Source organism: Ectopseudomonas alcaliphila (genome assembly GCF_900101755.1).
In the GTDB taxonomy this organism is placed as follows: domain Bacteria; phylum Pseudomonadota; class Gammaproteobacteria; order Pseudomonadales; family Pseudomonadaceae; genus Aquipseudomonas; species Aquipseudomonas alcaliphila.
Map to the genome: position 1 here is coordinate 1451060 of NZ_FNAE01000001.1, position 25340 is coordinate 1476399.

Annotated in this window: 18 protein-coding genes; 4 read left to right on the forward strand and 14 right to left on the reverse strand. The window is 63.6% G+C overall.

Annotation, left to right across the window (positions count from 1 at the left end):
- Positions 1-180 precede the first annotated feature (180 nt).
- Positions 181-1116: a DUF808 domain-containing protein gene (locus tag BLR77_RS06920; protein ID WP_074676209.1), complete on the forward strand. Its 936-nt coding sequence runs from the start codon at positions 181-183 to the stop codon at positions 1114-1116.
- A 389-nt stretch (positions 1117-1505) separates the two neighbouring features.
- A complete protein-coding gene (gene azu, locus BLR77_RS06925; protein ID WP_074676211.1) occupies positions 1506-1955 on the forward strand; it encodes an azurin in 450 nt (149 codons plus the stop codon).
- A gap of 49 nt (positions 1956-2004) precedes the next feature.
- Here azu and BLR77_RS06930 read toward each other — a convergent pair whose 3' ends face one another.
- The 5 genes from BLR77_RS06930 to BLR77_RS06950 form a co-directional block, all read right to left on the reverse strand.
- Entirely contained in the window at positions 2005-2898 is an 894-nt protein-coding gene (locus tag BLR77_RS06930; RefSeq protein WP_074676213.1) for a transglutaminase family protein, read from the reverse strand.
- Positions 2895-5381: a circularly permuted type 2 ATP-grasp protein gene (locus BLR77_RS06935; RefSeq protein ID WP_074676215.1), complete on the reverse strand. Its 2487-nt coding sequence runs from the start codon at positions 5379-5381 to the stop codon at positions 2895-2897. Before BLR77_RS06935 ends, BLR77_RS06930 begins: the two co-directional genes overlap by 4 nt.
- Before the next feature lie 117 nt (positions 5382-5498).
- Positions 5499-8792: a transglutaminase family protein gene (locus tag BLR77_RS06940; protein ID WP_074676217.1), complete on the reverse strand. Its 3294-nt coding sequence runs from the start codon at positions 8790-8792 to the stop codon at positions 5499-5501.
- Between the two features lie 185 nt (positions 8793-8977).
- Entirely contained in the window at positions 8978-10084 is a 1107-nt protein-coding gene (locus BLR77_RS06945; RefSeq protein WP_074676219.1) for an SO2930 family diheme c-type cytochrome, read from the reverse strand.
- Positions 10081-11328, reverse strand: coding sequence for a parallel beta-helix domain-containing protein (locus tag BLR77_RS06950; RefSeq protein ID WP_074676221.1), 1248 nt, complete (start codon positions 11326-11328; stop codon positions 10081-10083). Before BLR77_RS06950 ends, BLR77_RS06945 begins: the two co-directional genes overlap by 4 nt.
- A 170-nt stretch (positions 11329-11498) precedes the next feature.
- Between BLR77_RS06950 and BLR77_RS06955 the strand changes: the two genes are divergently transcribed.
- Positions 11499-12227 (forward strand): class I SAM-dependent methyltransferase, encoded by a 729-nt coding sequence (locus tag BLR77_RS06955; RefSeq protein ID WP_074676223.1) that lies wholly within the window; start codon positions 11499-11501, stop codon positions 12225-12227.
- Between the two features lie 120 nt (positions 12228-12347).
- On the opposite strand, the gene BLR77_RS06960 is transcribed toward BLR77_RS06955, so the two are convergent.
- On the reverse strand, positions 12348-14648 hold the full coding sequence (locus BLR77_RS06960; RefSeq protein ID WP_074676225.1) for a YgiQ family radical SAM protein: 2301 nt from the start codon (positions 14646-14648) through the stop codon (positions 12348-12350).
- A gap of 288 nt (positions 14649-14936) precedes the next feature.
- Between BLR77_RS06960 and BLR77_RS06965 the strand changes: the two genes are divergently transcribed.
- Positions 14937-16844: a diguanylate cyclase gene (locus tag BLR77_RS06965; RefSeq protein ID WP_074676226.1), complete on the forward strand. Its 1908-nt coding sequence runs from the start codon at positions 14937-14939 to the stop codon at positions 16842-16844.
- An 11-nt stretch (positions 16845-16855) separates the two neighbouring features.
- On the opposite strand, the gene alr is transcribed toward BLR77_RS06965, so the two are convergent.
- From alr to rnr, 8 genes are all read right to left on the reverse strand, one after another.
- Complete coding sequence (gene alr / locus BLR77_RS06970) at positions 16856-17932, reverse strand: alanine racemase (protein WP_074676228.1); 1077 nt, start codon at positions 17930-17932, stop codon at positions 16856-16858.
- Positions 17933-18113: 181 nt separating this feature from the next.
- A complete protein-coding gene (gene dnaB / locus BLR77_RS06975) occupies positions 18114-19508 on the reverse strand; it encodes a replicative DNA helicase (RefSeq protein WP_074676229.1) in 1395 nt (464 codons plus the stop codon).
- Positions 19509-19625: 117 nt separating this feature from the next.
- Positions 19626-20072 (reverse strand): 50S ribosomal protein L9, encoded by a 447-nt coding sequence (rplI, locus tag BLR77_RS06980; RefSeq protein WP_004423262.1) that lies wholly within the window; start codon positions 20070-20072, stop codon positions 19626-19628.
- Between the two features lie 21 nt (positions 20073-20093).
- Positions 20094-20987, reverse strand: coding sequence for a YybS family protein (locus BLR77_RS06985; RefSeq protein WP_074676231.1), 894 nt, complete (start codon positions 20985-20987; stop codon positions 20094-20096).
- A gap of 36 nt (positions 20988-21023) precedes the next feature.
- Positions 21024-21254, reverse strand: coding sequence for a 30S ribosomal protein S18 (rpsR, locus tag BLR77_RS06990; protein ID WP_003246847.1), 231 nt, complete (start codon positions 21252-21254; stop codon positions 21024-21026).
- Positions 21255-21282: 28 nt separating this feature from the next.
- Complete coding sequence (rpsF, locus tag BLR77_RS06995; RefSeq protein ID WP_003246846.1) at positions 21283-21705, reverse strand: 30S ribosomal protein S6; 423 nt, start codon at positions 21703-21705, stop codon at positions 21283-21285.
- Positions 21706-21880: 175 nt separating this feature from the next.
- Positions 21881-22633, reverse strand: a complete 753-nt coding sequence (rlmB, locus tag BLR77_RS07000) for a 23S rRNA (guanosine(2251)-2'-O)-methyltransferase RlmB (RefSeq protein WP_074676232.1) — start codon at positions 22631-22633, stop codon at positions 21881-21883.
- Entirely contained in the window at positions 22630-25137 is a 2508-nt protein-coding gene (rnr, locus tag BLR77_RS07005) for a ribonuclease R (RefSeq protein WP_074676234.1), read from the reverse strand. The genes rlmB and rnr overlap by 4 nt, the downstream gene beginning before the upstream one ends.
- Positions 25138-25340: the final 203 nt, after the last annotated feature.

The following is a 25340-nucleotide window of genomic DNA, read 5'->3' on the forward strand; positions in this document are numbered from 1 at the left end:
TTCACGATCTCGCGAGCTAGAGCCATACAAGGCAAAAACAGGCGAGGAAGCGGAGTTTACGAGCTGTAAATGAGCATTCCGAGCCTGTTTTTAACGCAGTAAGGCCGACGCGCAGCAGATCGTGAACAGGTTCTGACACAATGCTACGCTCTGCGGCCTCTCTCCCACGGAAGCCGCAACATGGCCGCAAGCAGTCTGCTCGCCCTGATCGACGATATCAGCACGGTACTCGATGACGTCGCCACCATGACCAAGATCGCCGCGCGCAAGACCGCCGGCGTGCTGGGCGACGACCTCGCGCTCAATGCCCAGCAGGTCACCGGAGTCAGGGCAGATCGCGAGCTGCCGGTGGTCTGGGCGGTGGCCAAGGGCTCGCTGCTCAACAAGGCGATCCTGGTGCCGGCCGCGCTGCTGATCAGCGCCGTGGCGCCCTGGCTGGTGGTGCCGCTGCTGATGCTCGGCGGTCTGTTTCTCTGCTACGAAGGCGCCGAAAAGCTGCTGCACAAGCTGCTGCACCCGCACGAGGGTGACGAACAACAGGCGCACCTGGAGGCCATCGCAGATCCGCAACTGGACCTGGTGGCATTCGAGCGCGACAAGATTCGTGGCGCGGTGCGTACCGACTTCGTGCTGTCGGCCGAGATCATCGCCATCACCCTGGGCACCGTCGCCACCGCCAGTTTTCTCAATCAGGTGCTGGTGCTCAGCGGCATCGCCCTGCTGATGACCATCGGCGTCTATGGCCTGGTGGCCGGCATCGTCAAGCTGGACGACGCCGGGCTCTACCTCAGCCAGCGCGCCAGCGTCTTCGCCCAGGCCTGCGGTCGCGGCATCCTGCGCCTGGCGCCCTGGTTGATGAAAGCGCTGTCGGTGATTGGCACGGCGGCGATGTTCATGGTCGGCGGCGGTATTCTCAGCCATGGCTTACCGCCTGTGGAAAGCGCCGTGCATCACGCCGCCGAATGGGTCGCGCGCGATGCCGGCCACCTGCTTTCGACGCTGGTCCCCACCCTGCTCAATGCCCTGCTGGGCGTCGTCGCCGGCTTGCTCAGCGTGCCTGTGGTCAGCCTCGCCACACGCCTGTGGCAGGCGCTGCGCACACCCCAACCCCGTTAGGAACGCTCATTTTTTCGTCAGCCGTCTGCGCCCCTTGCCGGGCGCAGTCGAGGCCGGCTTTCCCCAAGCTTATCCACAGCTTGCTCCACGTCTTTCGTGGATAACCGCCAAGCGGCTTTGCACACACCCGGCAAAGCCTTGAGCTCTCGCTCAAGCAATTCATTACAAAGCATTTTTCAGTGACGGGCGGGCGGCCTGGGCAAAAGCTGATCAGTTACCCAGAAAGCCCAAGAGAACAGGCCTCGAGATGGCATTGCAGAGCTTCCCCACAGAATTATCCACAGCTTTTCTGGATAACCAGGCGTGGCGTTCGGTCGCATCCATAAGCGCAGGCAGCTGTGCGAGTCTCTTGGGACCTGACCGGGATATCAGAAACTGGAGGAATCAAGATGTTGCGTAACGTTGCCCTGCTGGCGCTGCTCGGGCTGGCCAGCACACCGCTACTCGCTGCCGAATGCGCGGTGGATGTCGAATCGACCGACCAGATGACCTTCAACACCCAGGCCATCTCCGTCAGCAAGAGCTGCAAGAGCTTCACCGTCAATCTCAAGCACACGGGCTCGCTGCCCAAGACTGCGATGGGCCATAACTGGGTGCTGAGCAAGACCGCCGACATGCCCGGCGTGGCCACCGACGGCATTCCTGCCGGTCCGGACGCCAGTTACGTCAAGGCTGGCGACGAACGCGTGATCGCCCACACCGACCTGATCGGTGGCGGCGAAAGCACGTCGGTGACCTTCGACGTGAGCAAGCTGGCGGCAGGCGAGGATTACAGCTTCTTCTGCTCGTTCCCCGGCCATTACTCGCTGATGAAAGGCAGCCTGACCCTGGTCGACTGAGGCCGTCACAAACCGTGGGAGATGCGCCTGTCGCACCCTCCCACGAATCTCACCCCAACGGCAGTACCGTGACCTGTACTTCCGGGTCGTGGCTGCCGCCCCCCAGGATGACCCCACGCAACGGCGACACATCGGAGAAATCCCGGCCCCAGGCCAGGGTGATGTGCTCCAGCGCCGGGCGCACGTTGTTGGTCGGGTCGAAATCCACCCAGCCCTGACGCGGGCAATACAGCGACACCCAGGCATGCGAAGCGTCGGCGCCGATCAGCCGCGGCTGGCCGGGCGGTGGCTGGGTCAGCAGGTAGCCACTGACGTAGCGCGCCGCCAGACCACGCGAGCGCAGACAGGCAAGCATCAGGTGGGCGAAGTCCTGGCAGACCCCGCGTTTTTCCTCCAGTACCTGCAGCAGCGGCGTTGCCACCTGGGTGGCGCCGGCATCGAAACTGAACTCGTCGAAGATCTTCTGCATCAGCGCCTGGCACGCCTGCAGCAGCGGACGCCCCGGCGTGAAGCAATCGTCGGCGTAATCGGCGAACACCTGCTTGAGACGCACGTAGGGAGATTCGAAACGGTAGCGCGCCGCCTCCAGCAGCGTCGGTTCCATGCGCTTGCCGCTGTAGCTGAGCGCAGCACACGCGGCCTCCCAGTTTGGCGAGTCGTCCAGCTCCAGCGGCGCACGCGCCAGCACCTCAACGCGCAGCCGTGCGCTGACGACCAGCGCCTCATGCGGGCGCTCGAACACCAGACGGGTCAGTGGATTGCCGAACACGTCCAGACCGTCGCGACGCTGGCAGGGCTGCGGGTCGATGCGCAGCGCCTGTTCATGGCAGCGCTGCCAGGGGCAGTCTCGCGGCCACAGGTGGGCCAGCTGCTGCGCCAGGGAAACCGGCGCCGAGTAACGGTAATGGGTGTCGTGAAGCACCTGATACAACGCGCCGCTCATGAGGATTGTGTCCGCTGGCTGACATCGACATGGGCGAAGAAGCGCAGCCCAAGGTGATCGGAAACCGCGCCGGCGGCCTCGCTGATGGCCACCAGCAGATCGGCCAGGCCTTCGAGCACCGCGCGGGTGCTGCCGGGGCCGAACAACGGATTTTCCAGGCTGGCGAGGTTGAAGGCGCTCAATTGCTGCTCCAGATAGACCAGGTAGCGCTCGGCCGGCAGCTCGAAGCGCTCGTGAAGCCCTTCGAGAGAACGCAGCAGGGTACGCATCTGGAAGATCACGGCATGCGGGTTCTGCTCATCGAGCAGCAGCAGGTCGAGCACCGGGATCAACTGCGCCGAAGCCAGGTAGCGGGTGCGGTAGGTGATGCTGCTGTTGCCCAGCTCCAGCAGCCACTCCAGCGCCGACTGGTCGGTGGCCGAGCCGCTGCGCAGAAAGCCGGCGAAACTGTCGCAGAGAAACTGCAGGCGCTCGATGTAGCGACCGAGCATGAGGAAGCGCCAGCCGTCGTCGCGGGTCATGTCGTCGAGGGCAAAACCGGACAGCGCCGCCAGCGACATCAGCAGGCGGTTGAGAAAATCCAGTAACTCGCCGAAATCGGCCGGCTGGCCTTCCAGCAGTTGCGCCTCGCGCTGCAGCTCCACCAGGGCCTGCCAGTTGGCTTGAGAGAGCTTGCCACGCACGCTGCCAGCGGCCCACTGCAGGCGTTGCAGATTGGAGCGCAGACTGGCCGGCCAGTCGCTGCCAAGTAGTGCCTGCAGCAGACGCTCCGCCAGCTCACCCTCCTCGGGATCTGCCAGCAGGCCCAACTCCTGCGCCAGCGCCAGCGCGCTCTGCAGCGCCTGCGGGTCGTCGTCGTCATCGACGTAGCGCGCCAGCATGATGCGCAGCAGGCGCGCGCTATCCTCGCAGCGTTCAGCGTAACGACCGAACCAGTACAGGTTCTCCACCACGCGTGAAGGCAGGAAGGGGTCGCTGCGCACCAGATCGGCGGTACCGAGAGTGCGTTGCGTCTGCCAGGGCTCGCCCGCGCTCTGCCGCGTACCGAGCACCCAGGTGTCCTTGCTCGCCCCGCCGCGCTGCATGGACACCACCTCGGCATCGGCCTCGGCGGCCACGCGGGTCAGGCCGCCAGGCATCACCCGATAACCCTCGGCGCTGGCCACGGCGAACACACGCATGCCGATGGCCCGCGGCTGCAGGCCACTGCCATCCCACACCGGCGCCTGCGACAGTTTGGCGCGCGCCTGGGCGACGTAAGCATAAGGACGTGCCCGCAGTCGCTCGGCCAGGCTGACACGCTGAGCGTCATCCAGATCGCGGCCGAACACCGGGGCGAAGCTCTGCGAGGGAAAGGCCGGACGCACCAGTAACTGGTCGAGTTTCTCCAGTGCCTCGTCCAGCACCGGTGGCTCACCGCACCACCAACTGGCGATGGACGGCAGCAAGAGTTCCTCGCCGAGCAGATGCTCACTGATCGCCGGTAGAAAGCCCGGCAGGCCGGGCGACTCCAGCACGCCGCTACCCAGGGCATTGGCCACCAGCACGCGGCCACGGCGTACCGCTTCGAGCAGCCCGGGCACGCCGAGGGCGGAGTCGGTGCGCAGCTCCAGAGGGTCGCAGTAGTCGTCATCGAGGCGGCGCAGCACCGCGTGCACGCGGCGCAGGCCGGCCAGGGTCTTGAGGTAGAGGGTGGCATCGCGCACGGTCAGGTCGCTGCCCTCGACCAGCGGGTAACCGAGCTGGCGCGCCAGGTACAGGTGCTCGAAATAGCTTTCGTTGAAGCGCCCCGGCGTCAGCAACACCACCAGCGGGGTCTCGCCGCCACTCGGCGCCTGGCGCGCCAGGGTGTCCTGCAGGGTGCGGAAGAAACTGGCCAGGTATTGCACGCGCAGGTCGCGGTACAACTCGGGGAAGGCGCGCGAGACGATCTGCCGGTTCTCCAGCGCGTAGCCGGCCCCGGAGGGTGCCTGGGTGCGGTCGGCGGTGACCCACCAGCGCCCGTCCGGCGCGCGGGTCAGATCCACCGCATACAGGTGCAGCCAGGTGCCGCCCGGCGCCTGCATGCCCTGGCAAGGCCAGAGGAAGTTGTTGTGACCGAACACCAGCTCGGTGGGCAGCAGCCCCTCGGCGATCAACTTTTGCGGGCCATAGAGGTCGGCCAGCACGCGGTTGAGCAGAGTCGCGCGCTGCGCCACACCGGCGGCGATCTGCTGCCACTCGTCAGCCGGAATCAGGTTGGGCAGCAGATCCAGTTCCCATGGCCGATCGGCGCCATCAGGGTCGGCGTAGACGTTGTAGGTAACGCCATTTTCCTGGATCTGCCGCGCCAGCATGGCCTCACGCTGCGCCAGATGCTCCGGGCGGCTGCGCGCCAGTTGCTCGTACAGCCGCCGCCAGTGCGGGCGCACGTTGCCCTTGGCGTCGAGCAGTTCGTGGTAGGCCCCGGCAAGGGGCGGGTAATCGGCTAGCAGGTCGTGCATGGCAGGCTCGGCAGTGGCAAGGCGGTGCGGCGTGATGCAGGTTGATGCCGCATCCGTGGGAGGCGCTTCAGCGGCGACAGTTCGCGGCTAAAGCCCCTCCCACAGATGGAATCGACGTCAGACGCGACGCAGATCCAGGGTCATCGGCAGTTCATTATTATCTATCGGCTGCATGACAGGGCGCTTGCCTGGACTGTGGCCCAGACGGAAGAACCGCGCCAGGCGCCGGCTCTCGGCCTCGTAGGCGTTGACCGGCAGGCTGTCGTAGTTGCGTCCACCCGGATGCGCGACATGGTACTGGCAACCGCCCAGTGAGCGCTGCATCCAGGTATCGACCAGATCGAACACCAGCGGCGCATGCACACCGATGGTCGGCTGCAGGCAACTGGCCGGCTGCCAGGCGCGAAAGCGCACGCCACCGACGAACTCGCCGACCTTGCCAGTCGGTCGCAGCGGCACCGGCACACCGTTGCAGGTCAGCACATAGCGATCCGGTGCCATGCCGGCCACCCTCACCTGCATGCGCTCCAGCGACGAGTCGACGTAACGTACGGTGCCGCCAGTGGCGCCCTCCTCGCCCAGTACGTGCCAGGGTTCCAGAGCCTGGCGCAGTTCCAGGTCGATGCCCTTGACGGCGAAATCACCGGCCTTGGGGAAACGGAACTCCAAATGCGGCGCGAACCATTCGCTGCGCAGGCGATAGCCGAAGCTGCCCAGTTCCTGCAGCACATCGGCGAAATCCTGCTCGACGAAGTGCGGCAGCAAATAGCGGTCGTGCAACTCGGTGCCCCAGCGCACCAGTTTCGCCGGGCGATAGGGCTCCTGCCAGAAACGGGCGATCAGCGCGCGCAGCAGCAGCTGTTGGGCCAGGCTCATCTGCGCGTGCGGCGGCATCTCGAAGGCGCGCAGCTCGAGCAGGCCGAGGCGACCAGTGGCCGAGTCCGGCGAGTACAGTTTGTCGATGCAGAACTCGGCGCGGTGGGTGTTGCCGGTGACGTCCACCAGCAGGTTACGCAGCAGACGATCGACCAGCCAGGGTGCGCAGTCGCGCCCCGGCTCGGGCATCTGCGCAAAGGCGATCTCCAGCTCATATAAGGCATCGTTGCGCGCCTCATCCACACGCGGCGCCTGCGATGTCGGGCCGATGAACAGGCCACTGAACAGGTAGGACAGCGACGGGTGGTTGTGCCAGTAGCTGATCAGGCTGCGCAGCAGGTCCGGGCGGCGCAGGAAAGGCGAATCCCCCGGCGTCGCGCCGCCGAGGACGAAGTGGTTGCCGCCGCCGGTGCCGGTGTGACGCCCGTCGATCATGAACTTCTCGCTGGACAGCCGCGACTGGCGCGCTGCCTCGTAGAGAAACTCGCAGCGCTCGACAAGCTCATCCCAGTTGGCCGCAGGATGGATGTTCACCTCGATCACGCCCGGATCGGGGGTGACGCGGAAGTACTGCAGGCGCGGGTCGAGCGGCGGCTCGTAGCCCTCCAGCAACACCGGACACTTGAGCTCGGCCGCCACTGCCTCGATGGCTGCGACCAGCTGCAGATAGTCTTCGAGATGGCTCAGCGGCGGCATGAACAGGTACAGACGGCCCTCGCGCGGCTCGGCGCACAGCGCGGTGCGCACGATACCGGCAGCCGATTGCCCGCTGGCCGGGCGTGCGCTCTGCGGGCCGGCACTGGCACCACGCCAGACACCCCGCAGCTGACGCTGGATCTGCGCCGGGCTGGGCAGCGGCGGCAGCACCTGGCTGGGGTCGACCGGATTGACGTAGGGGTAGTCGGCCTGGCTGACCCAGGGCAGCGAATCCAGCGGCAGGCGATAGCCCAGCGCCGAGTCGCCGGGCAGCAGACGGCAGTGCTCGTCACGCAGGAACCAGCGGCCGCTCTGCCAGCCCTCGCCCACCACCTGGCGTGCCAATGGCAGCACATGGCCGACCACGTTCTCGAGGCCCTGGTCGAACACCTTGCGCAGGCGCTCACGCTCCAGCGGGTCGCTCAGGCGCGGGTCATCCGGGGTGACGTTATCCGGCAGCTTGCGCTCGCGCCACAGGTAATAGAACCAGTCCTCGTAGGCCGGGAAAACGTTACTGGCATCCACTTCCAGATGCGCTGCCAGCGTGGCGAGAAAGCGCGCGGCGGTTTCGGCGCTAGCGCCATAGCCACGCTTCTCATCGGCCAGCAGCCTGGGGTCATGCCACAGCGGTTCACCATCGCGGCGCCAGAAGCAGTTCAGCGACCAGCGCGGCAACTGCTCGCCGGGGTACCACTTGCCCTGGCCGAAGTGCACCAGCGCCTTGGGTGCATAGTGACTGCGCAGGCGATAGAACAGATCGGCGGCCAGGCGCCGCTTGTTCGGCCCGAGCGCGGCGGTGTTCCACTCGTCGTCATCGGGGTAATCGAGGGCGACGAAGGTCGGTTCACCGCCCATGGTCAGGCGCACGTCGTGCTTGTGCAGGTCCTCGTCGATCTGCCGACCCAGCGCCTGGATCGCCTGCCACTGCGCCTCGCTGTAAGGCTTGGTGACGCGTGGCGCCTCCCACACGCGCTCGACGCTCATCAGGTGCTCGAACTCCACCTCGCACTCGTCCAGCCCGCCGGTGATCGGCGCCGCCGAGGATGGCTCCGGGCTGCACGCCAGAGGAATGTGGCCTTCGCCGGCAAACAGGCCTGAAGTCGGGTCGAGACCGACCCAGCCGGCGCCAGGCAGGTACACCTCGCACCAGGCGTGCAGGTCGGTAAAGTCCTTGTCGGTGCCGGAGGGGCCGTCGAGGGCTTTGACGTCGGCGGTGAGCTGGATCAGGTAGCCGGAGACGAAGCGCGCCGCCAGGCCCAGGTGACGCAGCAGTTGCACCAGCAGCCAGGCCGAATCGCGGCACGAACCGGCGGCCAGCTCGAGCGACTGCTCCGGCGTCTGCACGCCCGGCTCCATGCGGATCAGGTAGCGGATGTCAGCCGACAGCCGCTGGTTCAGCTCGACCAGAAAATCGATGCTGGGCACCGGCTCGCGGGAGATACCGGCCAGGTACTTGGCGAACAGCGGTGTGGCCGGCAGCTTGACCAGATAGGGCGCCAGCTCGCGCTGCTCACCCTCGGTGTAGGCGAAGGGAATGCGCTCGGCATAGGGTTCGAGGAAGAAGTCGAAGGGGTTGAACACCGCCATCTCGGCGACCAGATCCACCTCGACCTTGAACTCGCGCGTTTTCTCGGGAAACACCAGGCGCGCCAGGTAGTTGCCCTGCGGATCCTGCTGCCAGTTGATGAAGTGCTCGCCCGGCTCGACCTTCAGCGCATAGGAAAGGATGCGTGTGCGGCTGTGCGGTGCCGGGCGCAAACGTACGACTTGTGGCCCGAGGTTCACCGCGCGGTCATAGCGGTAGTGGGTGACATGGTGCAGCGCGACATGAATCGACACGGCGGCCTCCTGCTAGCCTGGACGATACCCAGTGCAGCGCAAGACTTATGCCAGAGGCAACCCGCTGATTTCCCAGCGTGCCACGCCCTGCAAGCCCCTTATCGGGGCATCGCCCGCACCAAGGTCAGATGGACGCACAACTATAGAGCAGGCGCCGGCAACCCTGATGACAATTACGCACGACTTCAGCACTCGCCATCGAGACTGGCGATCCAGCGGTCGATCACCTCCAGCCCTTCGTGATGGGAGGTGGACCGCCCCAGCTCGGGCATCATGATGCTGGGATCGGTGCTGTGCAGGCGAAAGCTCAGCACCGATTTCTCCGGCGCACCGGGATGAATGTCCACCAGACGATCACCGGAGCCCTTGCCCGCAGCCACCGGCTGCTTGCACAGGCCATAGGCGATGCTCAGCGGTGTGGCTGGGTCGAGATACAAACCGGAGGTACGCCCCGGCCCTTCAGGGTTATGGCAGTGCGAGCAGTTGGCATCCAGATAACTGCGTGCCTGATGTTCCAGCCCCTCCCCTTCACGCGGCGCGCCCCACAGGGCATTTCGTGGAACGCTAGCCATGTCAGCCGGAACACCTTGCAGGAAACCGCTCCCCTGCCAGTACAACAACTGGTTGGCCGTGCCATCGGCGTAGGCGAAATCCTTGTTCAGATGGCGCGCCTTCGGCCCCAGGGGTTGTACGCCCTTGCCAGCCTGCTCCTCGTGACACCCCGCGCACTGGTTGGCATCGGGCACCTGATAGTCGACCGCCAGCGCCTCGCCCGTTTCATCATGCAGTTGCAGATCGAAGCTGGCGCCTGCCCAGTCCAGCGTGGCCTCGCGTTGCGCCTCGTCCCAGATGTAAGGCAGCGCGACCCAGCCCTGCTCCTGACGTAGCAGGATGCGCGTCTCGAGCAACCGCACGCGCTTCAGTTGCACCGCCTCGGCGCCCTGCTGCTCGCTGCGCAGCAGCCGGCCCTGAGCATCGATCGGGTAGTAGAAGGTTTTGCTCAGCACGGTGCCCACGGGGTAATCGAAACGCGCTTCGGCATAGCGCGCCTGGCTCCCTTCGGGCAGCCAGATCGTACGCAGCTTGTGCGCATAGTCGGTGAACAGCGGCGTATTGAGGTAGTAGGGCAGCACACCGGTAGCAGGCTGCAGGTAGCCGCCCTGTTGCTGCAGCACGCCCCAGGTGCTGAGCTTGTCGGGATAGTCCTCGCCGCCGGGCAGATACAAAGGCGCGTGTTGCTGCTCGCAGCCGCCGAGCAGCAGGGTGGCCAGCAACAGCCAGCCGGCTCTCATGCGTCCTCACCTGCCTCGGCCAGGGCTGCACGCAGCTCGACGGCGGGAAGACGGGGCAGCTCGCAGCGATGCGGCGTTATATCGGTGCTGATGTTCTTGTAGCCGCCCGGCCCATCGACGTTGACGATGCCGGCATCGCCATTGTCGATGCAGATGGCCAGCTCGGCCGGCAGCTTGCCATCGACCAGTTTCTCGGGATTCACATAGCCATCCCAGAGAATGTCCGGCAGGCGTCCATTGAGACCGAACTTGGCCAGCCTCAGCGCCTTCAGCTCGAGGTTGTCGGGGCTGTCCCCGCCGGGGCCGAAACGGTTGCCATGGATATGAATGGCCTCCGGGTAGGCATCGAAGTCCGCCTCGGTGGAGAGGTCGGTGTAGCCGGTGCTGAAGTAGCTGCTGACGATAACGTTGGCGGTGCGGTGGTCGCCAATATCGTTATCGAAGATCTCCACCTTGTCGTTGGAATTGACCAGCACGCCAGAGCCCGCCGGCACACTGGCGACCGGCGTGCCCTTGTGGCCGAAGTTCTTGTGGTTGTTGCCCTCGACCTTGTTGCGGTAGACCCGTGTGGTGTGACCTGGCTGCGGCAGGTTGGGCATGTTGAACACCAGGATGCCACCGGTGTTGCCGGTGGCGACGTTGTCATAGACGTCGGCGCCGATGGTGTTCTCGATCTCGATGCCCGCGACGTTGCGCTCGGCACGACTGTTGCGCACCACCACGTTGCGCGACTGGCCCACATAGATGCCAGCATCCGAGGCACCGATGGCCACCACGCCGTCGATCAGCACATTCTCGGTCTGTACCGGATAGATGCCATAGGCGCCATTCTCGGTAGCCGGGCCATTGGTCCACTCGGTGCGTACGCGGCGGATGATGATGTTCTGGCCGCCAACCACCTTGAGCGCATCGCCCTTGGTGTCTTCCAGCGCCAGGTCCTCGATGGTGAAGTCGGAGGCGTTCACCAGCAGCCCTTCGGCACCGGACTTCTGGCCCTTGAAGTTGAGGATGGTCTGATCCATGCCAGCACCGCGCAACGTCACACCACTGACCTTGAGGCTCAGGCTGCGGTCTAGCTGCCAGGTGCCGGCAGGAATCTCGATCACCTCACCCGGCTTGGCCTTGATCAACTGCGTCTGCAGTTGCTTCTGAAAGTCGAGATTGGCGACAGGAGGTGCTTCGGAATCACCGCATGCAGTCAGCAGCAAGGACAGAGCAATAAACGAGGGGGCGGCAAGGCGCATGATGGGGCTCCGCTGTTGTTCTTATGTCTTGGCACTATAGTTCCAATATAAAAACAAGCCAAGCCCGGGACCACCTCGCAAGTCGCGCCATGAAACCAAGCGAGATGCTTGCAGCCCCTATCGGGAAGCAACAGACTACGAGCACTTCCGCAGCCCAAGGACAGGCCGCCATGCACACCCTCGAACGCATCTATCCCTTGAAGATGGATGAGCGCCTGGCCGCCGACCTGGCCACTCTCGACTTGCACATGCAGCGCTACGAATTCGCCAGCGATTCGCTAGCGGGCTCGCGCGTGCTCGACATGGCGTGTGGCTGCGGTTATGGCAGTGCATTGCTGGCCGAACGGCATCCGGACAAGCAGATCACCGGTATCGACATCGATCCCGAAGCCATCGCCTACGCACAGGCGAATTATCAGCGACCCAACCTGCGCTATGAGTGCGCCAATGCCGAAACCTTCACCGACAGCGCAGGCTTCGACAGCATCGTCAGCCTGGAAACCATCGAGCATCTGCCAGACCCGCTGCGCCTGGCAAAAAACCTCGTACGACTGTTGGCCCAGGGTGGCCGTATCATTGCCTCGGTGCCGACCACACCAACGCTCGATGGCAACCCGCACCACCTCCATGACTTCAGCCCGGCCAGCTTCGCGCGCCTGTTCGGCCGCCACGGGCTACGCCCGCATGAGCGTTTCGAGCAGATCCAGCGCTGGGAGTTTTCGGGGTTGTTCAAGAAGTCAGCGAAGAAGGAGGTACGCCAGCACCGCTCGGAAGGCGTCGGCAATGCCGTGCTGGCGTATTACCGCAGCCACCCGTTTTACCTGTTCAGGCGTTTGTGGTCGATCCTGCGCTATGGCCCGAGCAATCGCTACCTGACCTGTCGCTTCAGCGCTGACTGAGCCTGTCGCACCTCACGACGACAATGGTGGGCTGAAACCCACCCTACCGGTTGCCGATCAGGGCTTCTGAAACGAAAACGCCAGCACAGTGCTGGCGTTTTCGTGAGTGCTGCTGATGATTCAGCGCGGTACCGCGGGTTTCTTCCCAGGCTTCTTGCCCTTGCCTTTACCGGCGCCAGCACGCTCACGCGCGGCTTGCTGGTTACGCGCCTCAGCCGCGGCTTTGGCCTGCTCTCGCTTGTCCCAGGGCTTGCTGCCATCACTGCCACGCGGCGGCAGCCCCGTGTGCTGAGTGAGAATCTTGCCTGCATTACCCGCCTTCTTGCTGCCGACCGGCGTGGAGTTCTTGCGCCGCGCGCTCTGGTAGCCATCATCAGCAGCTGGCTGGTTAGCCGGAATCAGTTGATGCTTGGCCGGACCGATCAGATCACTGCGGCCCATGCGCGTCAGCGCCTCACGCAGCAGCGGCCACCCTTTCGGATCGTGGTAGCGCAGGAAGGCCTTGTGCAAGCGACGCTGCTGCTCGCTCTTGACGATCTCGACGCCGTCGCTCTTGTAGGTGACCTTGCGCAGCGGGTTCTTGCCCGAGTGGTACATGGCCGTGGCCGTGGCCATCGGCGACGGGTAGAACGCCTGCACCTGGTCGGCGCGGAAACCGTTGCGCTTGAGCCACAGGGCGAGGTTCATCATGTCCTCGTCGGTGGTGCCCGGATGCGCGGCGATGAAGTACGGGATCAGGTACTGCTCCTTGCCCGCCTCCTTCGAGTACTTCTCGAACATCTGCTTGAAGCGGTCGTAGCTGCCGATGCCCGGCTTCATCATCTTGTCCAGCGGGCCACGCTCGGTGTGCTCCGGAGCGATCTTCAGGTAGCCGCCAACGTGATGGGTGACCAGCTCCTTGACGTACTCCGGCGATTCCACGGCCAGGTCATAGCGCAGACCCGAGGCGATCAGGATCTTCTTCACCCCTGGCAGCGCGCGCGCCTTGCGGTACAGCTCGATCAGGGAGGAGTGGTCGGTATTGAGGTTCTCGCAGATACCGGGGAACACGCACGACGGCTTGCGGCAGTGCTTCTCGATCTCCGGGTCCTTGCAGGCGATGCGGTACATGTTGGCGGTCGGCCCGCCGAGGTCGGAGACCACGCCGGTGAAGCCCGGCACCTTGTCGCGCATCTCCTCGATCTCGCGGATGATCGACTCGTGCGAACGGTTCTGGATGATGCGTCCTTCGTGCTCGGTGATCGAGCAGAAGGTACAGCCGCCGAAGCAGCCGCGCATGATGTTCACCGAGAAACGGATCATTTCGTAGGCCGGAATCTTCTCCTTGCCATACGCCGGGTGCGGCACGCGCGCATAGGGCATGCCGAACACGTAGTCCATTTCCTCGGTGGTCATCGGGATGGGTGGCGGGTTGAACCACACGTCTACCTCACCATGCCTCTGCACCAGCGCGCGGGCGTTGCCCGGGTTGGTTTCCAGGTGCAGCACGCGGTTGGCGTGGGCGTAGAGCACCGGATCGTTACGCACCTTCTCGAACGACGGCAGACGGATCACCGTCTTGTCGCGGGTCATGCGCGGGCTGTCGAGAATCTGCACCACACGGGCTTCGTTGGGGTCTTCGACCTCGCCTTTGGCCTGCTCGATGGCACAGGCCTCGGTGTCCTGCGTATTGACGTAGGGGTTGATGATCTTGTCGACGCGGCCCGGACGGTCGATACGGGTGGAGTCGACCTCATACCAGCCTTCAGGCGTGTCACGACGAATGAAGGCCGTACCACGTACATCGCTGATGGCTTCGACCTGCTCGCCACGCGACAGACGCTGGGCGATCTCGACCACCGCACGCTCGGCATTGCCGTAGAGCAGGATGTCGGCGGTGGCGTCCATCAGGATCGAACGGCGGACCTTGTCCTGCCAGTAGTCGTAATGGGCGATACGGCGCAAGGACGCCTCGATGCCGCCAAGCACCACCGGCACGTGACTATAGGCCTCCTTGCAGCGCTGGCTGTAGACCAGGCTGGCGCGATCCGGGCGTTTGCCGGCCAGGCCGCCGGGCGTATAGGCGTCGTCGGAGCGAATCTTCTTGTCGGCGGTGTAGCGGTTGATCATCGAGTCCATGTTGCCGGCGGCGACGCCGAAAAACAGGTTCGGCTCGCCGAGCTTCATGAAGTCGTCTTTGCTGCGCCAATCCGGCTGGGCAATGATGCCCACGCGAAAGCCCTGGGCTTCGAGCAGGCGACCAATGATGGCCATGCCGAACGAAGGATGATCGACGTAGGCGTCACCGGTGACAATGATGATGTCGCAGCTGTCCCAGCCGAGCTGATCCATCTCTTCCCGGCTCATCGGCAGGAAGGGCGCAGGCCCGAAACACTCGGCCCAGTACTTGGGATAGTCGAACAGCGGCTTGGCGGCTTGCATATTTTTTGATCAATGGGCTATCACGAGGGGCGCGGATAATAGCACAAAAATTGACCAAACCAGACTACTGCGCTGGGTTTAATACGCCTTCACGCACTGCGACAAACGCTCAGGCACGCGCTTGGCTCACTCTTCCGGGCATCGGCTCTGGCGCAGCACCGACGTCGGGAAAGAAAGGATAGAAAAATCAGACATTTTCCTGCAGTAGCCTTACGCCATATTTGTTTTCGGCCGATAACAATCCTATGCATATACTCAAGTACTCGGTCAGCCGACTCCAGGACACCTATGCCGCAGCGCTTCGCCTTTCTGCTTGTTCTTCTGCTGGGACTGTCGAGCACGGCCCCGGCAGCAGCATCCGTGCTGCTCACCGATGCCAGCAGCGGCATGCCGCTCAATGCACATATCGAGTTGCTGGAAGACGCCCAGGGCACCCTGACCATCGACGACCTTGCCGCCCCTGAGCAGCAGTCGCGCTTTCAACCGGCCAATGGCCGTGCCAGCGTCGGCCAGAGCCTCAATCCCTGGTGGATCAAGCTCACCCTGCAACGTGATATGCGCGCCCCTGCCCACTGGGTACTGGAAGTGGGCTCGGTGACCCAACTCGACCTGCAGCTTCACCAGCCCGACGGCCAGGGCGGCTGGCTGGTGCGTCAGTCCGGTGAGCGCGTCGCCTTCAGCGAGAACCGCGACCACCCCTACCGCCGCATGGTGTTCGATCTGCCAACCCTCGGTGAACAACCAACGACCTTCTATCTGCGCGCCTTCGACCCTGCGGGTAACTCCTTCCCGTTGCGCATCTGGCAGCTCGATGACCTCACGCAACTGGCAACCCGCGAGAACCTGGCGCTCGGCGTCATCTATGGCGTGGTTTTCGCGCTGCTGCTGTACAACCTGTTCATCCTCATCTCGCTGCGCGACAAGGCCTATTTCTGGTACGTGCTGACCACCGCCTTCGCCCTGCTGTTCATCATGAGCATGACCGGCCATGGCGCGCAGTACCTGTGGCCCAACCACCCGGTACCGGCGTGGCTCGACCGCATAACCTTGCCGTCGTTGTGGGGGCTGTTCGCCAGCCGCTTCACCCAGACGCTGTTGCAGACGCGCGTTTACGTGCGCTGGGCGCATCATCTGCTGAACATGGCCTGCGTGATCTATCTCGTTGCCATCGCCCTGACCCTGTTCGATCAACGTTACCTCGCAGCCTGGGCCATCGCCCTGCTGTCGCTGACCAGCATCCCGGCCGCCCTGGGCAGCGCCGTGATCCGCTGGCGCCAGGGCTTCTTCCCGGCGCAGCTGTATCTCTACGGCTATGGTCTGGTTCTGGGCAGCGTCGCCATCCTGCTGCTACGCACCACCGGAGTGCTGCAACCGGCCGAGTGGAATGCCTACGTATTCCCGCTGGCAGTGGCTGCCGAATCCATCCTGTTCTCCTTCGCCCTGGCTTATCGCATCCAGATCCTCAAGCAGGAGCGCGCCGTTGCCCTGCAACAGGCGGACCGTGAGAAAACCGCGCGCCTGGCGCAGCTGCAAGCCAGCGCCGACGAACTACAGACGGCGGTGACCGCACGCACCGCCGAGCTGGCTGCCACCAACGAGCAGCTACGCGACCGCGAGCGCGAACTGCAGCACGCAGCCTTCCATGACTCGCTGACCGAACTCCCCAACCGACGCTATCTGGTCGAGCGCTGCGAGTCGGCACTGGCTCACGCCGAGCGGCACAAGGAGAGCGTGGCGTTGCTGCTGATCGACCTGGATCACTTCAAGCCGATCAATGACCGCTTCGGCCACGCCGCCGGCGACCTGATGCTGCAGGTGATTGCCAAGCGCTTGCGCGAGCACGTTCGCGCCGGTGATGCGGTTGCTCGATTGGGCGGCGATGAGTTCGCCGCGCTGATCTGCGGCAGCGACGCCGAAAGCCAGGCCCGGGAAATTGCCGAGCGCCTGCTGGCCGAGCTATCCACGCCTGTTCACTACGGTGCCGAGCGCCTGCGCGTGACCATCAGCATCGGCGTGGCACTCTATCCGCGCCATGCGAAGAACTTCACCGGGCTGTACAAGGCCGCAGACATGGCCCTTTACCGGGTAAAGGAACTGGGTCGTTCCGGTTCGCGCGTGCATGGCGACGATGGCGAACTGAGCGATCAGGCCTGCCTGCAACTGGACGTGCTCAAGGTATCCAGCGGCCTGGCCTAACCAAACGACCGTTAGCCGATATAGCGCCTTGGTACCCGCGCCGTGACCTTGGTCAGCAGCTCGTAGCCGATGGTACCGCACGCCATCGCCACCTCATCGACAGGCAGATTGCTCCCCCACAGCTCCACCGGCGAATCGATATCGGCCTCGGGCAGGTCAGTGATATCCACTGCCAGCATGTCCATCGATACCCTGCCCGCCAGCTTGGCGCGCTGTCCTTCGACCAGCACCGGCGTGCCGCTCGGTGCGTGGCGCGGATAGCCGTCGGCATAACCGCAGCTGACCGTGGCGATACGCGAAGGCCGCTCGGCCACCCAGCTCGCGCCATAACCAACGCTTTCGCCGACGGCCACCTCACGCACGGCGATCACCCGCGCAGCCAGGGTCATGGCCGGTTTCAGCCCGAGCTCACGCGCACTCAGCTCGGCGAAAGGCGTCGCGCCGTAGAGCATGATGCCGGGGCGCAGCCAGTCCATATGCGCTGCCGGAATGGTCAGCACCGCCGCCGAGTTGGCCAGTGAGCGATGATTGAAATCCAGATCCAGCAGGTCTAGAAAACGCTCGACCTGCAGTTCGGTCAGCAGATGGCCGCGCTCGTCGGCACAGGCAAAATGACTGAGCAGGTTGAGCTCGGCGACCTGTTCGGCATCCTCCAGCCGCGCATGCCACTGGCGCAGGCTGGTGGCATCGAAACCGAGGCGATGCATGCCGGAGTCGAGCTTTAGCCAGACGTTGAGCGGACGCGCCAACTCAGCGGCAATCAGCGCCTCGGCCTGCGCCGCGCTCTGCACCACCAGATCCAGTCCAAGCTGCGCGGCGATGGCGTACTCACTGGCCTCGAAGCAGCCCTCGAGCAGCAGGATGCGCGCCTTGTCATGCATGGCACGCACCTCGGCCGCCTCTTCCAGACAGGCCACGGCAAAGCCATCGGCAACCTCGTACAACGCCGTTACCACCTCACGCACGCCATGCCCGTAGGCATTGGCCTTGACCACGGCGAAGGCCTGACGCCCAGGCGCGCAGCGCTTGGCGACGGCGTAGTTATCAGCGATGGCGGAGAGGTCGACGATGGCGGCAAGCGGACGCATGACAGAAGGCCTGAACGAAAAACGGGCGCCCATCTTAACCGCTGGGCACCCGTTTTCATTGATCTGGAGCGTAGCCCGGATGCAATCCGGGGGCTTCTGCGCCGAGAGCCCCGGATTTCATCCGGGCTACAGAACTGCGTGATTCGCGAGCAGAGCTCGCTCCTGCACTGCTCCCGCGCGGTTATTCGTCGTCGAACTGGTAGCTACCCGGCGCCAGGTTCTCGAAGCGCGAATACTTGCCGAGGAAGGCCAGGCGCGCGGTACCCAGGGGGCCGTTACGCTGCTTGCCGATGATGATCTCGGCCACGCCCTTGTACTCGGTCTCCGGGTGGTACACCTCGTCACGGTAGACGAACAGGATGATGTCGGCGTCCTGCTCGATCGCACCGGATTCACGCAAGTCGGAGTTGATCGGGCGCTTGTTGGGCCGCTGCTCCAGGCCACGGTTGAGCTGCGACAGGGCGATGACCGGGCAGTTGAATTCCTTGGCCAGGCCCTTGAGCGAGCGCGAGATTTCGGAAATCTCGTTGACCCGGCTGTCGCCGCTGGAGCCCGGAATCTGCATCAGCTGCAGGTAGTCGACCATGATCAGGCCGATCTCACCGTGCTCACGCGCCAGACGCCGCGTGCGCGCACGCATCTCGCTCGGAGAAATACCGGCGGTATCGTCGATGAACAGTTTGCGATCATTGAGCAGGTTGACCGCGCTGGTCAGCCGTGGCCAATCATCGTCGTCGAGCTGACCGGCACGTACCTTGGTCTGGTCGATACGCCCGAGCGAGGCGAGCATACGAATCACGATGGATTCCGACGGCATCTCCAGCGAGTACACCAGAATCGCCTTGTCGCTGCGCATCAGGGCGTTCTCCACCAGGTTCATGGCGAAGGTGGTCTTACCCATCGACGGACGACCGGCGACGATGATCATGTCGGCTGGCTGCAGGCCGCTGGTCAGCCCGTCCAGATCGTCGAAACCGGTCGACAGACCGGTGATCGCATCGCCGTTGTTGAACAGCGTGTCGATGCGGTCGATGGCCTTGACCAGAATGTCGTTGATGCCCACCGGGCCGCCGGTCTTGGGACGGTCTTCGGCAATCTGGAAGATCAGACGCTCCGCTTCGTCGAGAATTTCCTCGCCGGTGCGCCCCTCTGGGGCGTAGGCACTGTCGGCAATCTCGTTGCTGATGCTGATCAGTTTGCGCAGGGTGGCGCGCTCACGAATGATCTGCGCATAGGCCTTGATGTTGGCCACCGACGGCGTGTTCTTGGCCAGCTCGGCGAGATAGGCCAGACCGCCGACCTGCGACAGTTGCCCTTCCTTGTCCAACTGCTCGGACAGGGTCACCACGTCGAAGGGTTCGTTACGCTCGGCCAGCTTGAAGATAGCGCGGAAAATCAGCCGGTGGTCGTGGCGATAGAAATCGACATCCGACACACCATCGAGCACACGCTCCCAGGCATTGTTGTCGAGCATCAGGCCGCCGAGCACCGCCTGTTCCGCCTCGATGGAGTGCGGTGGCACTTTCAGGGCGGCAGTCTGCAGGTCGTATTGCTCGGGAATGCTGATGTCGTTCATAGGCTCGGGAAGAAAATACTGCGATAGAAAAACAAAGGGCACGGATCGCAGAGCGATACCGTGCCCGATTGTCAGCAGACCTACGCTACAGCGCAAGTCCGCTTGGCGGCTACTTGATTAAGCAGCGACCACGATCACCTTGACGGTGGCTTCAACGTCGGTGTGCAGGTGCACAGCTACGTCGTATTCGCCAATCTGGCGAATGGTGCCGTTCGGCAGACGAACTTCAGCTTTGGCCACTTCAACGCCGGAGGCGGTCAGGGCGTCAGCGATGTCGTGGGTGCCGATGGAACCGAACAGCTTGCCTTCATCGCCAGCGGTGGCGGTGATGGTGACTTCCAGCTCAGCCAGCTGAGCAGCGCGAGATTCAGCGGAAGCTTTCTTCTCGGCAGCAGCTTTTTCCAGCTCGGCGCGACGTGCTTCAAAAGCAGCAACGTTGGCTTCGGTGGCAGCGGTGGCTTTGCCTTGCGGCAGCAGGAAGTTACGGCCGTAACCGGCTTTAACGTTCACTTTGTCGCCCAGGTTGCCCAGATTGGCGATTTTTTCCAGCAGGATGACTTCCATTTGGGTCTTACCTCTTAACTTTTAACCTTCACCGTTCGCAGAGCCCGGGCCGTTCTTGCGCGCCAGGCGACCGCGAAAATCAAACAGACTGTCGACGATGGCCAAGACCACCAGTAACGGATAGATCAGCTGCATGAACAGCAGGAGCGTGATGTACATACCCACCAGCCAGAAGCGAGCGAGCCCACCCTTCTCCACCAGGCCATGCACCAGGGCGATCCCGGCGAACAGCAGCGGCACACTGCACAGCGGCGTGAGCATGGCCAACTGCGGCCCCAGGTTGGGACCTAGCATCATGCCCGCCAGCAGCAACAGGGCCTGCGGCAGCGACAGCCTCAGTGCGCGAAACTCGCGACCAAAACCGCCAGGGTTGTACAACACGGCCTGCCAATAACGCCCAAGGATCAGGCTCAGCAAGCTCAGGATCTGCAGCAAGGCTGCCAGCAATCCGGTCAGTACCGGTGCGATCAAAGCCTCGAGACGCTCGCGTTCGCTCACCGACAATTGCTGGTGAGCCCCATCGAACATGGTCGGCAGGAGCTTCTGCAGCTCACCGGCCATGGCCGCGATGGGTTCGCGGAACACTGCCCCAAGGACAAATCCATACACCAGGCCCAGTGCCACACTGCTCAGCAGTATGCGGTTCCAGGTCCAATTGGCGCGCAACAACAACGCCAACCCCAGCGCGCCGACCAGCACCAGCAAGGTGCGCGGTTCGCCGAAATACCACCAGGCAATCGCCGGTAGCAGGGCCCAGGCCAGGATGCCGATGGCATCACTGGCTCCACGCCGCAGCAGCACCAGGCTGCCCGCGGCTGCACTCAACCAGAACAACAGCGGCATCGCTGCCGATCCCACCACCACGAGGGTGGCCTGCATACGGCCGCGCATGATGTATTCAGCCAGGGCGCGCATGCGATCTATTCCTTAACTCTTGTCGACTGTCCGGTCTCAGCGGCCGTGGCTGTCGGTGTAGGGCAGCAGGGCCAGGAAGCGGGCGCGCTTGATAGCGGTGGCCAGCTGACGCTGATAACGAGCCTTGGTACCGGTGATACGGCTAGGAACGATTTTGCCGGTTTCCGAGATGTAGGCTTTCAGGGTGTTGAGATCTTTGAAATCGATCTCTTTCACGTCTTCAGCGGTGAAGCGGCAGAATTTACGACGACGGAAGAAACGTGCCATGTGATTGGCTCCTCAATAGATCCGTGGATTACTCGTCAGCGTTGTCGCTGTCGTTGCTGTCGCTGTCATCGCCGTCGTTGGACTCGGCGTTTTCAGGACGTTCACGACGCTCGCGGCGCTCACTGCGGTTTTCTTCGGCCTTCAGCATCTCGGACTGGCCAGTGACGGCCTCGTCGCGACGGATGACCAGGTTACGGATCACGGCGTCGTTGTAGCGGAAGTTGTCTTCCAGCTCGGCCAGGGCCTTGCCGGTGCACTCTACGTTGAGCATCACGTAGTGGGCTTTGTGGACGTTGTTGATGGCGTAAGCCAGCTGACGACGACCCCAGTCTTCCAGGCGGTGAATCTTGCCACCGTCTTCTTCGATCAGCTTGGTGTAACGCTCGACCATGCCGCCGACTTGCTCGCTCTGGTCCGGGTGAACCAGAAAGATGATTTCGTAATGACGCATAAATGCTCCTTACGGGTTGTAGCCTGCCAACTAAGGTGGTCAGGCAAGGAGTGGGTTTTTCTCGTGATGAGCTTGCCAGGCGGTAGGCGCGAAAAGGCCTGCCGTCACGGCAAGGGGCGCCATTCTAGAGAAGCCCCCCGCCGCACGCAAGACGAATTGGCGATTATTTGAGCAGTCAGCCCTTGCGCTTAGCCTGACGCTGACGCACTGCCTCGAACAGGCAGACGCCGGTGGCAACCGAGACGTTGAGGCTGCTGACACTGCCGGCCATGGGCAGCTTGACCAGATAATCGCAGTGCTCGCGGGTCAAGCGGCGCATGCCCTTGCCTTCGGCACCCATGATCAGCACCGTTGGCCCGGTCATGTCCTGCTGATAGACCTCTTGCTCGGCCTCGCCGGCCGTACCCACCACCCATAGGCCGCGCTGCTGCAACTTCTCCAGACTGCGCGCCAGGTTGGTCACCGCCACCAGCGGAATCACCTCGGCAGCACCGCAGGCCACCTTGCGCACCGTGGCGTTGAGGGTTGCCGATTTGTCCTTGGGCACGATCACCGCCAACGCGCCGGCGGCATCCGCTGTACGCAGGCAGGCCCCCAGGTTGTGCGGGTCGGTCACGCCGTCGAGCACCAGCAGCAAAGGCGGGCCTTCGCAGCGATCGAGCAACTCCTCGAGCATCGCCTCGCCCCAGACCTGACTGGGGCTGACATCGGCAACCACACCCTGGTGCACACCCTCGACCCAGGCATCCATCTCACGGCGCTCGCACTGCCCCACTTTTACGCGAGACTGCGCAGCCAGCTCCAGCAAGGGCTGCACCCGAGGATCACTGCGACCATCGGCCAGCCAGACCTGCTTTACCCGCTTGGGGTGATGACGCAGCAAGGCTTCTACGGCATGTACGCCGTAGATCTTTTCCAGATCACTCATGACTTGGCCTTACGCTTGCGCGGCTTACCGGCAGCTGGCGGGGCACTGTCGCCACGTCCGGAGCCCTTGCGCGAACCGTCGGCCGGCTTGCTCGCCGACTTGCCGGCAGCACCTTTGCCACTCGCACCCTTGCCGGCCTTGGCGCCAGCCAACAGCGCCTTCTTCACGTCCCGGCTCTTCTGCACATCGGTATTGCCCATGCCGTTCGGCTTGCCGCCACGACGCGCATCATCACCCTTGCCGGCCTTGCCCTGGCTCAGTTCGAAGTCGATCTTGCGTTCATCCAGATCGACGCGCATCACCTTGACCTCGACGCTGTCGCCGAGGCGGAAGCTGCGGCCACTGCGCTCGCCGGACAGGCGATGGTGAACCGGGTCGAAGTGGTAATAGTCGGCCGGCAACGCGGTCACGTGCACTAGGCCATCGACATAGATGTCACGCAGCTCGACGAAGATGCCGAAACCGGTCACAGCAGTGATCACACCGGCAAAGGTCTCACCGACGCGATCCTGCATGAACTCGCACTTGAGCCAGTTGACCACGTCGCGGGTCGCTTCATCGGCACGGCGCTCGGTCATCGAGCACTGCTCGCCGAGTTTTTCCAGGGTCGCCTCGTCGTACGGATAGATGCGCGCCTTGGGCATGATCGCTGCGCCGGCGCGCTCCACATGCTTGGTGTCGCGCTTGGAACGCACCACGCTGCGAATGGCGCGATGCACCAGCAGATCGGGGTAACGGCGGATCGGCGAGGTGAAGTGGGTATACGCCTCGTAATTGAGACCGAAGTGCCCTTCGTTCTGCGCGCTGTACACCGCCTGGCTCAGCGAACGCAGCATCACGGTCTGGATCAGGTGATAGTCCGGGCGCTCGCGGATGCTTTCCAGCAGGCGTTGATAGTCCTTGGGCGACGGACCGTCCTTGGACTTGCCACGCTGCAGCGACAGCCCCAGCTCACCGAGGAAGGCCTTGAGCTTCTCCAGGCGCTCCGGCGGCGGGCCATCGTGCACGCGATACAGCGACGGGATCTCGTGATCCTGCATGAAGCGCGCTGTGGCTACGTTGGCGGCCAGCATGCACTCTTCGATGAGCTTGTGTGCGTCGTTACGCTGGGTCGGGCGGATCTCGTCGATCTTGCGGTCGGTGCCGAAGATGATGCGGGTTTCCTGCGTCTCGAAGTCGATGGCGCCACGCTCGTGGCGGGCAGCGACCAGCACCTGATACAGGGCGTAGAGCTGATTGAGGTGCGGCAGGACGTCCTTGTACTCGCTGCGCAGGGACTTGCCCTCGCTGCTCTTGGGATCCTCCAGCATCAGGCTGACCTTGTTGTAGGTCAGGCGTGCGTGGGAGTGGATCACCGCCTCGTAGAACTTGTAGTCGACCATCTGGCCGCTCTTGGACATGGTCATCTCGCAGACCATGGCCAGGCGATCGACATGCGGGTTGAGCGAGCACAGGCCGTTGGACAACTCCTCCGGCAGCATCGGCACGACGCGCTCGGGGAAATACACCGAGTTGCCGCGCTCGACCGCCTCGGCATCCAGCGCCGAGCCGACTCTGACGTAGTGCGACACGTCGGCGATGGCCACGTAGAGCTTCCAACCACCGGAGAACAGCTTCCAGCGGCTGCTGTTCTTCTCGCAGTACACGGCGTCGTCGAAGTCGCGGGCGTCTTCGCCATCAATGGTGACGAAAGGCAGGTGACGCAGGTCGACGCGCTTCTCCTTGTCCTTCTCATCCACCTCGGGCTTGAGCTTGCGCGCCTCCTTGACCACCGCCTCGGGCCAGACATGCGGGATGTCGTAGCTGCGCAGCGCCACGTCGATTTCCATGCCCGGCGCCATGTAGTTGCCGATCACCTCGACGATATCGCCCTGCGGCTGAAAGCGCTGCGTAGGCCAGTGGGTGATCTTGATCTCGACGAACTGACCGATGCGCGCACCGCCAGTACGGCCCGGCGTAACCAGCACTTCCTGCTGGATCTTGGGGTTGTCGGCGACGACGAAGCCGATGCCGTTCTCTTCGTAGTAACGGCCGACGATGCTCTCATGCGCGCGCTCGATCACCTCAACGATGCCGCCCTCACGGCGACCACGGCGATCGATACCAGCGACCCGCACCAGCGCCCGATCACGATCGAACACCAGGCGCATCTGCGCCGGGCTGAGGAACAGGTCGTCGCTGCCGTCATCCGGCACGAGGAAACCGAAACCGTCGCGGTGACCGCTGATGCGACCACAGATCAGGTCGAGCTTGTCCACCGGGGCGTAGGTGCCACGGCGGGTGTAGATGAGCTGACCGTCACGCTCCATGGCGCGCAGACGGCGACGCAGAGCTTCGAGCTGATCTTCGGTATGCAAACCGAACTCTTCGACCAGTTGCTCACGACTGGCAGGCGCGCCGCGCTCGGCCAGGTGCGAAAGAATCAGCTCACGGCTGGGGATGGGGTTGTCGTATTTTTCCGCCTCGCGGGCGGCCTCGGGATCGAGGGATTGCCAATCGGCCATGTAAGGAGGATTACCTGTGCTTATGTATAAAGGTGTATGCCATATGCCTATTGAAGCGCGAAAAAGGCATCCGGGGCAGCTTTTCCGGTGACAATAATTTTTTTGGGCTCAGGGGTTTACAAGGTAAATGCCCGCCCGTATAGTTCGCGCCCACAGCGTCGAGCAGACGTTGTAACACGAAGCAGATGATGATTCATCGGTTT

Bases quoted from the DNA above. Each gene is read 5' to 3' on its own strand.
- BLR77_RS06920 (WP_074676209.1), top strand. From the start codon at position 181: ATGGCCGCAAGCAGTCTGCTCGCCCTGATCGACGATATCAGCACGGTA.
- azu (WP_074676211.1), top strand. From the start codon at position 1,506: ATGTTGCGTAACGTTGCCCTGCTGGCGCTGCTCGGGCTGGCCAGCACA.
- BLR77_RS06930 (WP_074676213.1), bottom strand. From the start codon at position 2,898: ATGAGCGGCGCGTTGTATCAGGTGCTTCACGACACCCATTACCGTTAC.
- BLR77_RS06935 (WP_074676215.1), bottom strand. From the start codon at position 5,381: ATGCACGACCTGCTAGCCGATTACCCGCCCCTTGCCGGGGCCTACCAC.
- BLR77_RS06945 (WP_074676219.1), bottom strand. From the start codon at position 10,084: ATGAGAGCCGGCTGGCTGTTGCTGGCCACCCTGCTGCTCGGCGGCTGC.
- BLR77_RS06950 (WP_074676221.1), bottom strand. From the start codon at position 11,328: ATGCGCCTTGCCGCCCCCTCGTTTATTGCTCTGTCCTTGCTGCTGACT.
- BLR77_RS06955 (WP_074676223.1), top strand. From the start codon at position 11,499: ATGCACACCCTCGAACGCATCTATCCCTTGAAGATGGATGAGCGCCTG.
- BLR77_RS06960 (WP_074676225.1), bottom strand. From the start codon at position 14,648: ATGCAAGCCGCCAAGCCGCTGTTCGACTATCCCAAGTACTGGGCCGAG.
- BLR77_RS06965 (WP_074676226.1), top strand. From the start codon at position 14,937: ATGCCGCAGCGCTTCGCCTTTCTGCTTGTTCTTCTGCTGGGACTGTCG.
- alr (WP_074676228.1), bottom strand. From the start codon at position 17,932: ATGCGTCCGCTTGCCGCCATCGTCGACCTCTCCGCCATCGCTGATAAC.
- dnaB (WP_074676229.1), bottom strand. From the start codon at position 19,508: ATGAACGACATCAGCATTCCCGAGCAATACGACCTGCAGACTGCCGCC.
- rplI (WP_004423262.1), bottom strand. From the start codon at position 20,072: ATGGAAGTCATCCTGCTGGAAAAAATCGCCAATCTGGGCAACCTGGGC.
- BLR77_RS06985 (WP_074676231.1), bottom strand. From the start codon at position 20,987: ATGCGCGCCCTGGCTGAATACATCATGCGCGGCCGTATGCAGGCCACC.
- rpsR (WP_003246847.1), bottom strand. From the start codon at position 21,254: ATGGCACGTTTCTTCCGTCGTCGTAAATTCTGCCGCTTCACCGCTGAA.
- rpsF (WP_003246846.1), bottom strand. From the start codon at position 21,705: ATGCGTCATTACGAAATCATCTTTCTGGTTCACCCGGACCAGAGCGAG.
- rlmB (WP_074676232.1), bottom strand. From the start codon at position 22,633: ATGAGTGATCTGGAAAAGATCTACGGCGTACATGCCGTAGAAGCCTTG.
- rnr (WP_074676234.1), bottom strand. From the start codon at position 25,137: ATGGCCGATTGGCAATCCCTCGATCCCGAGGCCGCCCGCGAGGCGGAA.